The following is a 13,802-nucleotide window of genomic DNA, read 5'->3' as shown; positions in this document are numbered from 1 at the left end:
GGCTGGTGCGATGACTGATCAGGCGACGGCATCCGGAATCGACACCGACGAACTCGACCCGGGCGTGCGCCCGCAGGACGACCTCTTCCGCCACGTGAACGGCAAGTGGATCGCCCGCACCGAGATCCCGAACGACAAGGCCCGCTGGGGTTCGTTCTACCTGCTCGCCGAGGAGGCCGAGAAGGCCGTGCGGGCCATCATCCTCGAGGCGCAGACCGCCGCCGAGGGCACCGAGGAGCGCAAGTTCGGTGACCTCTACGCCAGCTTCATGGACGAGGAACGCATCGAGCAGCTCGGCGCCACCCCGCTCGCGGCCGACCTGGCCACCGTGGACGGCATCAGCAGCGTGCCGGTGTTCCTCGCCACCCTCGGCCGCCTCGAGCGGTCCGGCGTCGCGGGCACCTTCCAGCTCTTCGTCGACAACGACCCGGGCAACCCCGAGCGCTACCTGGTCTTCGTCGAGCAGGCCGGCCTGGGCCTGCCCGACGAGTCCTACTACCGTGACGAGAAGTTCGCCGGCGTGCGCGAGGCCTACCTTGCCTTCGTCGAACGGATGCTCACCCTCGCCGGCGTCGACGCCGCCGCGGAGCGCGCCGGTCGCATCTTCGCCCTGGAAACCGAGCTCGCCAGCCACCACTGGGACAACGTGCGCACCCGCGACAGCGAGAAGACCTACAACCTCAAGACCTGGGACCAGCTGTCCGCGCTCGCCGCGGGCGCCGACCTCGACCTGTGGCTGGAGGGTCTGGACGCCCCGGCCGTGTCCTTCGCCGAGGTCGTCGTGCGCCAGCCGAGCTTCGTGGTCGGCCTGGCCGAGATGCTCACCGAAGACCGGCTCGATGCCTGGCGGGACTGGCTGCGCTGGCAGGTCATCCGCTCGAGCGCGTCGTACCTGTCGAACGACTTCGTCGAGGCGAACTTCGACTTCTACGGCCGCACCCTCACCGGCACCCCGCAGATCCGTGCCCGCTGGAAGCGCGGCGTCTCTCTCGTGGAGGGCGCCCTCGGCGAGGCCGTCGGCCGCATCTACGTTGACCGGCACTTCTCGCCCGACGCCAAGACGAGCATGGACGTGCTCGTCGGCTACCTCGTCGAGGCCTACCGGGCCAGCATCTCGGGTCTGGACTGGATGACCGAGGAGACCCGGGTTCGCGCCCTGGAGAAGCTGGACAAGTTCACCCCCAAGATCGGTTACCCGGTGAAATGGCGTGACTACTCCAGCCTGGCCATCGAGCCCGGCGACCTGATCAAGAACGTGCGCGCCACCGGCGAGTTCGAGTTCCACCGTGAGCTGGGCAAGATCGGCAACCCGCTGGACCGCGACGAGTGGTTCATGACCCCGCAGACCATCAACGCCTATTACAACCCGGGCTTCAACGAGATCGTCTTCCCCGCGGCCATCCTGCAGGTGCCGTTCTTCGACGTGAACCGGGATGCCGCAGCGAACTACGGTGCGATCGGCGCGGTCATCGGCCACGAGATCGGCCACGGCTTCGACGACCAGGGCTCCAAGTACGACGGCGACGGCCGGCTCACCGACTGGTGGACCGAGGCCGACAAGGCCGCGTTCGAGCAGCGCACGGCGTCGCTGATCGAGCAGTACGACGCGCTCCACCCGGCCCAGGTGCCCGATCACCACGTGAACGGTGCCCTCACCATCGGCGAGAACATCGGCGACCTCGGCGGCCTTTCCATCGCCTGGGAGGCGTACCTGCTGTCGCTCGAGGGCGCCGAGCCGCCCGTCATCGACGGGCTCACCGGGGCCCAGCGGTTCTTCCTCTCCTGGGCGCAGGCGTGGCAGATGAAGATGCGCGACGAGGAGGCCATCCGGCTGCTCGCGATCGACCCGCACTCGCCGAACGAGTTCCGGTGCAACCAGATTGTGCGCAACATCGACGAGTACTACACGGCGTTCGGCGTGACCGAGACGGATGCCGCGTGGCTCGCTCCCGAGAAGCGCGTCACGATCTGGTAGCGGTCTCCTCCGGCCCCGCGACCCGTGGGTTAGGGTGTTCGCGGGGATGTCGCAGTACCGATAGTCAGAGGACAACGCAGTAGTGGTCGCGCCAGCACAGGAATCCGAACGCCGGTCCAGGCACGCGATCGAACGCGGCGGCAGACACCGGGAATCCTCGGTGCCGGCCAGCTTCGAGCGTGGCTTCCACTCGCTCGGCGAGCTCGCCATGGGCGGTGCGCAGGTGTCGGCTCGGGCGACCGACCTGGCCACCGGCCGGGTGCTGTTCTCCGTCGATGACCACGTCGTCATGCCCACCGCCGGCGTCGGCACGGTGTTGCTGCTCATCGAGGTGGCCTCGCGGCTGCGCGACGCCAATTTCGGCGCGTACACGATCCTCGACCGCACGGTGCGCGACTCGGTCGACGGCTCCGGACTCTGGCAGCACCTGCAGGCGCCGTCGCTGCCCGTCGCCGACCTCGCCGCACTGGTGGGAGCCACCAACGACAACCTGGCCACCAACGTGCTGCTGCGCGCGGTGGGCCTGGAGGCCGTGCGCCGTCGCACCGAGGAACTCGGCCTGAGCGGCACCGGCCTGCTCGACCTCGTCCGCGACGCCCGTGGCCCCGACGACGCCCCCAACCTGTCGGTGGGCAGCGCCCGCGAACTCACCTGGCTGTTCACGGCCCTGGCGCGCGGGGAGATCCTCGACGACGAGGGCAGCGAACGGGTTCTCGGCTGGCTGTCGCTGAACTCCGACCTGTCCATGGTGGCCAGCGCGTTCGGCTTCGAGCCGCACGCTCACCGGTCGGCGTCGCACGGCGTGCTGCTGGTCAACTCCACAGGCTCCGACAACGGGGTGCGCAGCGAGGTGGGCGTGTTGCGCGGACCGCGCGCCGGCGTCGCCTACGCCGTGTCGATTTTCTTCGATGACCACAACCTGTCCTCCCGCCTCTCGGTGCTGGACGGCATGCGCTCGGTCGGCCTGGACCTGCTCGAATACGTGCACTGACCCCCCCCACCGAACTGTGAGTTAAGCCCCGGAATCATCGGGTGTGGGGCCTTTTTCACAGTTCGCGGCGCTGGGCCGGGGGGACCCACTGGTGGGCGCGCTCGTTGCGCGCGGCCGCCTCGGCCGTCTCCCGGATGCGGGCGGCGCGGGTGGCCGGCCGCTTGGCCTGGACGATCCACTCCAGGATGCCGCGGCGGGGCGAGCGGGGAAAGGCATCCCAGTTCGCCCGGGCACCGTCGAGAGCGGCGAGGGCCACGGCCAGGTCGGGCGGCACGATCAGGTCCTCGACCTCGTCGAGCCGGGTCCAGGAGCCGTCGGCTTCGGCGGAGCGCACCGCAGCCTCCCCGGCGTCCCGCATCAGTCCCTCGGCGCGGAGCCGTTCGATGCGCTGCTTATTGGGCCTGGACCACGCGCTGCCGCGGCGGCGCGGCGCGAAGTAGAGCATGGTGCGCCGCTCGTCGACCTTGCCGCCCTTGCTGTCGACCCAGCCCACCGCGAGGGCCTCGAGCACGGCCTCCTCGTAGCCGAGCACCGGCATCCCGGAGCCTTGCCGCCAGGTGACCAGCCACACGCCGGTCTTCGTCGTGTGGTTCTTCGCCAGCCAGGCCCGCCACGCGGCCCGGTCGTCCGGGTGCACCCGTTCGGCGTCGTCACTCACGGCCCCACCATAGCCCGCGAACGGTGCGCTGAACCCCGCGAGCCGGGCGCACGCGGCTAGAGCGTCGCATCGTAGGCGTGCTTCAGCCAGGCGGCCACCTCGGAGTCGACCTGGCTGGCCGAGGTGAGCGGGATCCGGGCGGGGAAGTCGGCGCCGAGCTCGGTGGCCGGCCGCAGCCGGGTGCTCGGTGCCACGTCAGGCATCGGTATGCGCAGACCCAGGTCCACACGGTGCCGGGTGGTCGGCTGCACCACGGCGAAGGTGCGCTGCGGTCCGGACAACGCGACGTGCGTGGTGCGCGTCTGGATGCCCACCTCGTCGAGGTCGCCGGCGTACAGCAGCACGGCGTCCAGAATCGGCCGCAGCAACGGGCGGTCGGCATACTGGGCGTCGATCAACTCGTCGGCGGCCCGCACCGTGGAGTCCGGGTAGCCGAACGTCTCGTGCACGAGAAGCGCGCGCGGGTAGCCGCTGAGCCCCTCGGTCCCCAACCACTCGCGCAGGGCGTGTTCGTCGGGTGGGTCCAACTCCTGGATGCGGGCCAGCCAGTGCTCGAGGCCGCTGCCGGTGGACTGCTGCAACATGCCGATCTCCCAGAGCCGGATCGCGGCCCAGGGCAGTGGCTGCTCGTCGGTCATGCAGGCAGGGTACGCCCGCGGCGCCGCCCGCGCACCGATTCTGCGCCGGCAGCGCCGTGGGTTTCGGCTCGTCGCCTAGATGACGCCCAGCGCGAGCATCGCGTCGGCGACCCTGGTGAAGCCGGCGATGTTCGCCCCGGCCACGTAACTTCCCGGTGTCCCGTACTCGTCAGCGGTTTCCAGGCACCGATCGTGGATGCCGCGCATGATCTCGGCGAGACGGTCCTCGGTGTGCTCGAAGGTCCACGAGTCGCGCGACGCGTTCTGCTGCATCTCCAGCGCGCTGGTGGCCACCCCGCCCGCGTTGACGGCCTTCGCGGGAGCGAACAACACGTTGGCCTCCGCCAACAACCGGGCGGCGTTCGGGGTGGTCGGCATGTTCGCGCCCTCGGCGACGATCTGGCAGCCGTTGCGGATCAGCGCCGCGGCACCGTCGGCGTCGAGTTCGTTCTGGGTCGCGCACGGCAGCGCGATGTCGCACGGAACATCCCAAATCGACCCGCCGGCGACGTGCGTGACGCTTCCCGGGCGCAGGGTCGCGTACTCGGCGATCCGTCCCCGGCGCTCACCCTTGACCTCCTTGAGCAGGGCGAGGTCGATCCCGGACGGGTCGACGACGTAACCGCCGGAGTCCGAGCAGGCGATCACGGTGCCGCCGAGCTGGTGCACCTTCTCGATCGCGTAGATCGCGACGTTGCCCGAGCCGGACACGACGACGCGCTTGCCGTCGAAGCCCTGGCCGGCGGCTGTGAGCATCTCGTCGACGAAGAACACGGTGCCGTAGCCGGTCGCTTCGGTGCGCACCTGGGAGCCGCCCCAGCTCAGTCCCTTGCCGGTCATCGTGCCTGACTCGTAGCGGTTGGTGATGCGCTTGTACTGGCCGAACATGTAGCCGATCTCACGCCCGCCGACGCCGATGTCACCGGCCGGGACATCCGTGTACTCGCCCAGGTGCCGATACAGCTCGGTCATGAACGACTGGCAGAAACGCATCACTTCGGCGTCTGAGCGGCCCTTCGGATCAAAGTCTGACCCGCCTTTTCCGCCGCCGATGGGCAGCCCGGTGAGGGAGTTCTTGAAGATCTGCTCGAAGCCCAGGAATTTCACGATGCCGAGGTTGACGCTCGGGTGGAAGCGCAGGCCGCCCTTGTACGGCCCGAGGGCGGAGTTGAACTCCACCCGGAACCCGCGATTCACCTCGATCTTGCCCGAATCCGTCACCCACGGCACCCGGAAGATGATCTGGCGTTCGGGTTCGCACAGGCGTCGGATCACGGCCGAGTCGGCGTATTGCGGATGCTTGGTCACCACCGGTCCGAGACTCTCCAGAACCTCCCGCACCGCCTGGTGGAATTCGGCTTCGCCCGGGTTCCGGTCGAGGACCTCCTCGAAAATTGGAACCAACTGCCTGTCGAGCACCGACATAGATCTCCTTAGTGCATGGGGGAGCCGAAGGCAGCTCGGCGGCTGCGTGATGGGTTCGGCCTTTCCACCGTACCGGCTCCACCCGGCAGGGGCATTCGGGGTGCCCGTTGCCCGCGCAGCGCGACGCTCAGTCGATCAGGTCGGCGGCGTGCAAGCGGCGCAGCACCTCGACACCGGCCGGCGGGCACCGCTGTTGGTCGGCCGAGGTGGCCCAGTGCACGGCGCTGACCTCGGCGCTGGCCGCGGGTTCATCGGTGGTCTGAGCCCCGAAGACGCTCATCCGCACCAGCCGGCCGTCGGGTTCGCCGTGTGCCTGGATCAGCACGGTGAACAGGAGGTCGAGTTCGGCGGGGTCCAGGCGCACGGTGACCTCTTCCCAGGCTTCCCTGGCGGCCGCATCCGCCTCGCCCTCGCCGGGGTCGATCTTGCCGCCGGGCATGAACCAGACGTCCCGCCCGCGGGCGGTGACCATGAGCACCCGGCGGTCACGGATGAGTGCGACGGCGGCGACCAGGATGTCGGGGTGCGCGCCGGCGGGCGCGGCCGGAGCGTCGCTCACGCGCGGGCGAAGGCCGAGGCGTCCCGCACCTGCTCGGGGGTCGGCCGCACGCCGGTGTAGCGCTCGAACTGTTCGGCGGCCTGCAGGGCGATGACCTCCGCGCCGGTGATGACGGACTTGCCGGCCGCCCGCGCCGCGAGGATCAGCGGCGTCTCAGCGGGCAGCGCCACGACGTCGAAGACGGTGTCGGCTGCGGCGACGGCCGCGGCAGTGAAGGCGGACTCGGTGGCCTGCGCGCCGCCGGCCATGCCGATCGGGGTGACGTTCACCAGCAGCGGCGCTGTCGCGGTGCCGGGCTCGGCCAGCCAGCTGTAGCCGAGCTCGTCGGCCAGGGCCCGGCCGCGGCTCTCGTTGCGGGCCACGATGGTGCCCGCGGCGAAGCCGGTGTCGCGGAGGGCCGCACCGACGGCCTTGGCCATGCCGCCGGAGCCGCGCAGCAGGAACGGGGTGGCCGGGTCGAGGTTGTTGGCTCTGAGCAGGTCGGCCGCAGCGATGTAGTCGGTGTTGTACGCCCGCAGGTAGCCGTCGTCGTTGACGATGGTGTTCACCGACTGGATGGCCGTGGCCGAGGCGTCGAGTTCGTCCACGAGAGCGATGACATCCTCCTTGAACGGCATCGACACCGAGCAGCCGCGGATGCCGAGCGCCCGTACCCCGGTGATGGCGCCGGCCAGGTCGGTCGAGGTGAACGCCTTGTAGACGAAGTCCAGCCCGAACTGCTCGTAGAGGTAGTTGTGGAACCGGGTGCCGAAGTTGCTCGGCCGCGCGGCCAGCGAGATGCAGAGCCGGGTGTCCTTGTTGAGCGGGGGCTTGGTCGGAGTCGTCAGTGGGGGCTTCGTTGTGTCAGTCATCGCCTCCAATGCTACGGCCCGCCCGGATTTTCACCCGGGCGGGCCGCAGTACTGACGAGGAAGGGACGCTGCTCAGCAGCACCGGCCCTGGGGGTTGGTGTCCTGACGGTCGGTCTGGTCGCGCCAGAACTCCCGTTCGGTCAGCACCGGTGCCGAGGCATCCGTGCCGTGCACCGACTCGTGGTGCGCGCGGTAATTGTCGTAGGCATCCTCACCCATGACCCCTCTGACGTACCAGGCGAGCCCGGCCGCGGCCGAGCGCACCGCGGTGGCGACGCGCATCAGTGCTGGCCTGACATCAGTGCTCGCGCGCCTTGCGCTTGCCGGTCTTCGGGAGGGCGTCCCAGAGGGCCTGGTTGGCCTTCTCGGCCGGCGTGGCCATGATGCCCGCCGGCGCGAAGATCCGCGACGGCACGGCCGGGTCCTCGCTGGTCGAACTGGAGTGGGTCTTCCACGCGTTCCAGGTGGCCTGCAGCGCGGTGAAGATCACGACCACGGCGAGGGTGACGAAGACTATCGAGAGGATGCCCTGCACCATGGTGTTGCGCACCACGGCCTCCATCGCCTCAACCGAGGTGGCCGTGCCGAAGCTCGTCTCCCCGGCGGCCAGGGCATTGGAGAACGCGGCGTTCTGGGCGAAGTAGCCCACCGACGGCACGGTCGAGAAGATCTTCAGGATCGAGGCAGTGATGGTCACGACGGCCGCGAAGCCGAGTGGCAGCGCCACGATCCAGATGTACTTGAACAGTCCGCGCTTGGCCACGATGGCCATACACACGGCGAGGGCGATCGCAGCCAGCAGCTGGTTGGCGATACCGAACAGCGGGAACAGCGTGTTGATGCCGCCGAGCGGGTCGGTGACGCCCATCACGAGCACCGCGCCCCAGGCTGCGACCATGATGCCGGTGCAGATCCAGGCGCCGGTGCGCCAGCTGGTGTCCTTGAACTTCGGGAAGATGTTGCCCAGGCTGTCCTGCAGCATGAACCGCGCGACGCGGGTGCCGGCATCCACTGCCGTGAGGATGAACAGCGCCTCGAACATGATCGCGAAGTGATACCAGAACGCCATCATGCCGCTGCCGCCGGCGACCTGCTGCATGATGTTGGCCAGCCCCACCGACAGGGTCGGGGCGCCACCGGTGCGGGACACGATCGATTCCTCGCCGACGTTGATCGCGGTCTGGGTGAGGAGCTCAGGGGTGACGCTCACGCCGGTCAGGCCCAGGCCGTTCACGAACGCGGCCGCGCCCTGCACGGTGCCGCCGGTGAGGGCGGGTGACGCGTTCATGGCGTAGTAGATGCCCTGGTCGATCGACAGCGCGGCCACGAGGGCCATGATCGCCACGAAGGACTCCATCAGCATGCCGCCGTACCCGATGAACCGGCTCTGGCGTTCCTTCTCGATCAGCTTGGGCGTGGTGCCGGAGGCGATCAGCGCGTGGAATCCGCTCAACGCACCGCAGGCGATGGTGACGAAGAGGAACGGGAAGAGGGTGCCGCTGACGACAGGGCCGGCGCCGCTGGAGGCGAACTCGGTGACCGCGGGAACCAGGATCTCGGGCCGCACGATGATGATCGCGATGGCGAGCATGCCGATGGTGCCGATCTTCATGAAGGTGGAGAGGTAGTCGCGCGGGGCCAGCAGCAGCCAGACCGGCAGGATGGCGGCGATGAAACCGTAGACGATGATGCCGATCGCCAGCGGCACCTTGTCGATGGTGAAGAGGGCCGCGCCCCACGTGGTTTCGCTGATCGCGCCACCGCCGACGATCGCGGCGATGAGCAGCACGAAGCCGATGATCGAGATCTCGGTGACCTTGCCCGGGCGCAGGAAGCGCAGGTAGCAGCCCATGAACAGGGCGATCGGGATGGTCATGCCAACCGAGAAGACGCCCCAGGCGCTCTCGGCGAGGGCGTTGACCACGACGAGGGCGAGGATGGCCACGATGATGACCATGATCGTGAGCGTGGCGAGCAGGGCGGCGGTGCCACCGACCCGGCCGAGCTCGTCGCGGGCCATCTGGCCCAGCGACCGGCCGCCACGGCGCATCGAGAAGAACAGCACCAGGTAGTCCTGCACCGCACCGGCGAACACCACCCCGACGATGATCCAGATCGTGCCGGGCAGGTAACCCATCTGCGCGGCGAGAACCGGGCCCACCAGGGGGCCGGCGCCTGCGATGGCGGCGAAGTGGTGGCCGAAGAGCACCCGGCGGTCGGTGGCGGCGTAGTCCTTGCCGTCGGCCTTGTACTCGGCGGGGGTCGCCCGCCGGTCATCCGGGTGAAGCAGGTGCTTCTGGATGTAGTTGGAGTAGAACCGGTACCCGATCAGGTACGTGCAGATGGCGGCGAAGACGAACCAGATGGCGTTCACGGTCTCGCCGCGGACGACGGCCAGCATCACCCAGCTCAGCCCGCCGAGCAGCGCGATGGCCAGCCAGATCGCGATCTTCACCGGGGTCCAGTGGGCCTCCTCGGCCTCGTGGATTCTGGGATCCAGGGCCACCGGCGGAAGGGCCGGGTCCTGGGTCAGGTCTGGATCGTCGGTTGCGCCTTGCGGAATGCTGGACGTCGCGCCCATCGGTACTCCTCTTTGAGGTACACGGTCTATGAAAACACAGAGAAACTCACAGCATTTTGCCGGGTAACTCGGTAACGGTAACACTCGTCGCGCTCGGCAACGGTGCCATTGGTCCCCCTGGTGACGTGTCGTGAGGTGCGAATGTCACGGATGAGCCGCGCTGGTGAACACATCGTTGAGGGTGACGGTGGTCAGCCCGCGGTCGTGCAGCAGCGCGCGTAACTGCGGGAAAACGTTGGTGACCGGTTCGAAGTTGAGGTGCCCGATCACGATGTGTTGAGGCAGGAACCAGGTGGTCGCGAAATCCACCACCTGTTGTTCGGTGAGGAGCCCCGAGTCCGCCAGCGACCCGTACCAGGTGGTCGGGACCGTGTAACCCAGCGCGGCGGCCAGGGCATCCACCCGATCGTCGTGCACGCCGTACGGCGGCCGGAAGTAGGGCCGGGCGTCGACGCCGTAGGTGTCGCTGAGGAAGTCGTGGTTGCGCTGGAGTTCGGTGGTGACGTCGGCGTCACTGAGGGTGCTGAGGTCGGGGTGTGACCAGGTGTGGTTGCCCAGCTGGATCTGGCCGGTCTGCACGAGCGGCCGGAGCCGGTCGGCGTTGTCGGTCCAGGCGTCGTAACAGCCGGTGACGAAGAAGGTGAGCCTGGTGCCCGTCTCGGCGGCGAAGCGGATGTACCGGGCCAGCACCTCGCTGCTGGAGCCGTCGTCGACGGTCCAGGCCAGCAGGGTGCCCTCGCCGGGCAGGTCGGACAGGGTGCCGGGCGGCACCGGAACCCGCACCAGACCGGGCGCGGGCTGGGCGACGGGCACGGGCGGCGGTACCGCGCCGGGCAACGGCCGGGGGAGCGGGCTGGGAGTCGGTGGCGTCGTCGTTGCCGGGACGCTCGGGCGCGGGGCGGCTGCGAGGGTCGCGCAGCCGGCAAGGGTGAGGGAAAGGCCAAGCGAGGCCAGCACGGTGCGCCGGGTGAGGGCGGGGTCCTGCCGCACGGCGGTCCTCCCCCCGGAGCCGGTCGTTGGAGCCGATGGAAAGCCAGAACAAGCCGGGCGTGAGTCGAACGAGTCGAAGATATCGCCGCTGCCGGCCGCTGACAACGCCCGTAATCGGGGGCCGTGCCCGCATCGCTAAAATGGACGAATCCGTACCCGAGCCTCTGCCCGGTATTTTGACCATCCTTTTGGACCATTGGAGCCACCGTGGCCGCACTTTCCCGTCTTGATTCCGTCATCGCCCTCGCCCGCCACCGCGGCTTCGTCTTCCAGGCCGGTGAGATCTACGGCGGCAGCCGGTCGGCCTGGGACTACGGGCCCCTCGGTGTGGAGCTGAAGGAGAACATCAAGAAGCAGTGGTGGCGGTTCATGGTCACCAGCCGCGACGACGTCGTGGGCCTGGACTCCTCGGTCATCCTGCCGCGCAAGGTCTGGGAGGCCTCCGGCCACGTCGAGGTCTTCTCCGACCCGCTGGTGGAGTGCACCAGCTGCCACAAGCGCTTCCGCGAGGACCACCTGGTGGAGGAGTTCGAGGAGAAGAAGGGCCGCGCCCCCGAGGGCGGCATCGACGGCATCGCCTGCCCCAACTGCGGCAACCGGCACACCTGGACCGAGCCGCGCGCATTCTCGGGCCTGCTCAAGACCTTCCTCGGCCCGGTCGACGACGAGGCCGGCATGCACTATCTGCGCCCGGAGACCGCGCAGGGCATCTTCGTGAACTTCGCCAACGTGCTCCAGGCGGCGCGCATGAAGCCCCCGTTCGGCATCGGCCAGATCGGCAAGAGCTTCCGCAACGAGATCACCCCCGGAAACTTCATCTTCCGCACCCGCGAGTTCGAGCAGATGGAGATGGAGTTCTTCGTCGAGCCCGGCAGTGACGAGGAATGGCACCAGTACTGGATCGACCAGCGGATGAGCTGGTACACGGGTCTGGGCATCAACATCGAGAACCTCCGCCTGTTCGAGCACCCCGCGGAGAAGCTCTCGCACTACTCCAAGCGCACCGTCGACATCGAGTACCGCTTCGGCTTCTCCGGCAGCGAGTTCGGTGAACTCGAGGGTGTCGCCAACCGCACCGACTTCGACCTCAAGACGCACTCGGAGGCGTCGGGCAAGGACCTCTCCTACTTCGACCAGACCAAGAACGAACGCTGGGTCCCCTATGTGATCGAGCCCGCTGCCGGCCTGACCCGCTCGCTGATGGCGTTCCTGGTGGATGCGTACCACGAGGAAGAAGTGCCCAACGCGAAGGGCGGCGTCGACAAGCGCACCGTGCTCAAGCTCGACCCGCGCCTGGCCCCGATCAAGGCCGCCGTGCTGCCGTTGAGTCGCAACGAGGCCCTCTCACCGATGGCCCGCTCGCTGGCCGCGCGCCTGCGCGAATCGTGGAACGTGGACTTCGACGACGCCGGCGCCATCGGCCGTCGTTACCGCCGCCAGGACGAGATCGGCACGCCGTACTGCATCACGGTGGACTTCGACTCGCTCGAGGACCAGGCCGTCACCGTGCGTGACCGCGACACCATGGCGCAGGAGCGGGTGCCCCTGGCCGAGCTCGACGCCTACCTGGCCGTGCGCCTGCGCGGAGCGTAACCCGCCCCATCCGGCGCCTGACCCGCTTGAGCGTTTCGCGGGTCGGGCGCCGCTGTGCGCGTGGCACGCCACCCGCAGAGCGGCGCCGCACCCGCATAACTCCGGATGCTGCGCCTCCGGGCTACCGTGACGGCCGGGTCAGGACGCGGCGTCGGAGACGCCGGCCGCGCCGGGCAGCCCGACGGGCGCCGCCGCGGTCTCCGGCAGGGTCACCTCGATGCCGAACAGGGCGTCGAGCCCGCCGAGGAACGCTTCCTGATCGCCGGCGCGGGCCAGCTCGCGGGAACGCACCATGGGCGTGTGCAACAGCACCCCGGCGAGGTGCCGCAGGGCGGATTCGGTCTGCTCGCTGGTGTCACCGCGCCGCCTGGCCCGCTCGATCTCCCCGTCGAGGATGTCGAAGACGTGCGAACGCAGTGCCACGACGGCGGGCGCCAGGCTCTGCTCCTCGGCCACGGCCGAGAACTTCCTGGCGGCGCGGCCCACCAGCTCTCGCGCCTCGCTGGTGGCGTTGAGCTGTTCGAGCGGGGCGTGGATGCGGATGGTCTCGAGGTCGAGCAGCTCCACCCCGGGCACGTCGCTGACGTCGGGGTCGACGTTTCGCGGCAGGCCGAGGTCGATGACCAGCTGGCGGGCCGCCTCGGCCTCGGAACCGACGGGACAGGAGCGCACGGGACCGGCCTCGGCAACCGGCGCACCGACACCGGCGTGCGTCGCGGCGAGGAGCGCCCGGCCGGCGGTGAGGATGCCCGCATCGATGACGTGGTGATCGACGGTGGTGCAGGTGAGGATCAGGTCGGCCAGGGCGGTCTCGGCGGCCAGGGAATCGGCATCCGTCGACACGGCCGAGATGTCGTGGGCCACGGCGAACTTCTCGGCCCGGCCCGACGACGAGTAGACCCGCACGTCGGTGACGCCGAGTTCACGGAGGGCCGCCAGCGAGGCGCCGGCGTACCGGCCGGTGCCCACGAGCAGCACCCGGGTGTGTGCCCAGTCGGTGACCCGGCTCTCGGCCAGTTCAAGCGCCAGACGCACCAGGGAGCGGCCGGCGGCGCCGATGCCGGTGTGGTTCTTCACGCCGCGGGAGGTCTGCGAGGCGCGCTGGAACAGGCGCTCCAGCTCGGGGCTGGTGGTGCCGGCGGCGCGGGCCTCCTCGAGGGAGCGCCGCACCTGGCCGGCGATCTCGCCCTCGCCGACGACCACGGACTCGAGTCCGCTGGTCACGGCGAAGAGATGCTCGGCCACGCCGTTGCCGTGCACAAGGTCAAGGGTGTCGCGCAGCAGCGCGGCGCTCACGCCGGTGCTCTCGCTCACGGCGTCGATCGCGGCGTAGACCGCGGGAAGCGGGGAGACCCCGAACGGTTCGTCGAGGTCGAGGTAGGCCTCGAAGCGGTTGCAGGTGGCCACGACCACGGCCCCGCTGAGGGCATCGTGCCCCGTGAGCATCCCGCCCGCTGCCGAGTCGGCGCCCACAGACAGCTTTTCGAGCACGTCAAAGCTGGAGTTCTTGTGGTTCGCGGACAAACAAATCAACACCGCTT

The 13,802-nt window shown here is 69.2% G+C and carries 12 protein-coding genes; 3 read left to right on the top strand and 9 right to left on the bottom strand.

Annotated elements, in window-relative coordinates; all coding sequences use genetic code 11:
* Positions 1-10: 10 nt before the first annotated feature.
* Together E3O60_RS11460 and E3O60_RS11455 are read left to right on the top strand one after the other, a co-directional pair.
* On the top strand, positions 11-1,975 hold the full coding sequence (locus E3O60_RS11460) for a M13 family metallopeptidase (protein WP_134498126.1): 1,965 nt from the start codon (positions 11-13) through the stop codon (positions 1,973-1,975).
* A gap of 82 nt (positions 1,976-2,057) precedes the next feature.
* Positions 2,058-2,966: a serine hydrolase gene (locus E3O60_RS11455; protein ID WP_134498124.1), complete on the top strand. Its 909-nt coding sequence runs from the start codon at positions 2,058-2,060 to the stop codon at positions 2,964-2,966.
* Positions 2,967-3,021: 55 nt separating this feature from the next.
* Here the strand turns inward: E3O60_RS11455 and E3O60_RS11450 are convergent, their stop codons facing one another.
* From E3O60_RS11450 to E3O60_RS11415, 8 genes are all read right to left on the bottom strand, one after another.
* Entirely contained in the window at positions 3,022-3,624 is a 603-nt protein-coding gene (locus tag E3O60_RS11450; RefSeq protein WP_103479238.1) for a YdeI family protein, read from the bottom strand.
* 56 nt (positions 3,625-3,680) lie between these two features.
* Positions 3,681-4,262 carry a DUF5655 domain-containing protein gene (locus E3O60_RS11445; protein ID WP_088454849.1) on the bottom strand — a complete coding sequence of 194 codons (582 nt, stop codon included), beginning with the start codon at positions 4,260-4,262 and terminating at the stop codon, positions 3,681-3,683.
* Positions 4,263-4,337: 75 nt separating this feature from the next.
* Positions 4,338-5,687 (bottom strand): NADP-specific glutamate dehydrogenase, encoded by a 1,350-nt coding sequence (gene gdhA, locus E3O60_RS11440; RefSeq protein WP_088454850.1) that lies wholly within the window; start codon positions 5,685-5,687, stop codon positions 4,338-4,340.
* A gap of 127 nt (positions 5,688-5,814) precedes the next feature.
* Positions 5,815-6,246 carry an NUDIX domain-containing protein gene (locus E3O60_RS11435; RefSeq protein WP_241983694.1) on the bottom strand — a complete coding sequence of 144 codons (432 nt, stop codon included), beginning with the start codon at positions 6,244-6,246 and terminating at the stop codon, positions 5,815-5,817.
* Positions 6,243-7,097, bottom strand: coding sequence for a shikimate 5-dehydrogenase (locus tag E3O60_RS11430; RefSeq protein ID WP_134498122.1), 855 nt, complete (start codon positions 7,095-7,097; stop codon positions 6,243-6,245). Before E3O60_RS11430 ends, E3O60_RS11435 begins: the two co-directional genes overlap by 4 nt.
* 72 nt (positions 7,098-7,169) lie before the next feature.
* Positions 7,170-7,379 (bottom strand): YbdD/YjiX family protein, encoded by a 210-nt coding sequence (locus E3O60_RS11425; protein ID WP_134498120.1) that lies wholly within the window; start codon positions 7,377-7,379, stop codon positions 7,170-7,172.
* 16 nt (positions 7,380-7,395) lie between these two features.
* Positions 7,396-9,678 (bottom strand): carbon starvation CstA family protein, encoded by a 2,283-nt coding sequence (locus E3O60_RS11420; RefSeq protein ID WP_134479598.1) that lies wholly within the window; start codon positions 9,676-9,678, stop codon positions 7,396-7,398.
* A 144-nt stretch (positions 9,679-9,822) separates the two neighbouring features.
* A complete protein-coding gene (locus tag E3O60_RS11415) occupies positions 9,823-10,668 on the bottom strand; it encodes a polysaccharide deacetylase family protein (RefSeq protein ID WP_088454854.1) in 846 nt (281 codons plus the stop codon).
* 207 nt (positions 10,669-10,875) lie between these two features.
* On the opposite strand from E3O60_RS11415, the gene E3O60_RS11410 reads away from it, so the two are divergent.
* Positions 10,876-12,261 carry a glycine--tRNA ligase gene (locus tag E3O60_RS11410; RefSeq protein ID WP_088454855.1) on the top strand — a complete coding sequence of 462 codons (1,386 nt, stop codon included), beginning with the start codon at positions 10,876-10,878 and terminating at the stop codon, positions 12,259-12,261.
* A gap of 138 nt (positions 12,262-12,399) precedes the next feature.
* On the opposite strand, the gene E3O60_RS11405 is transcribed toward E3O60_RS11410, so the two are convergent.
* Positions 12,400-13,797 (bottom strand): glutamyl-tRNA reductase, encoded by a 1,398-nt coding sequence (locus tag E3O60_RS11405; RefSeq protein ID WP_088454856.1) that lies wholly within the window; start codon positions 13,795-13,797, stop codon positions 12,400-12,402.
* Positions 13,798-13,802 lie beyond the last annotated feature (5 nt).

The organism is Cryobacterium sp. TMB1-7, from assembly GCF_004402435.1.
Taxonomy (GTDB): Bacteria; Actinomycetota; Actinomycetes; order Actinomycetales; family Microbacteriaceae; genus Cryobacterium; species Cryobacterium zongtaii.
The sequence above is the reverse complement of the archived record's forward strand: the minus strand, read 5'-3'. Positions and strand labels throughout refer to the sequence as shown.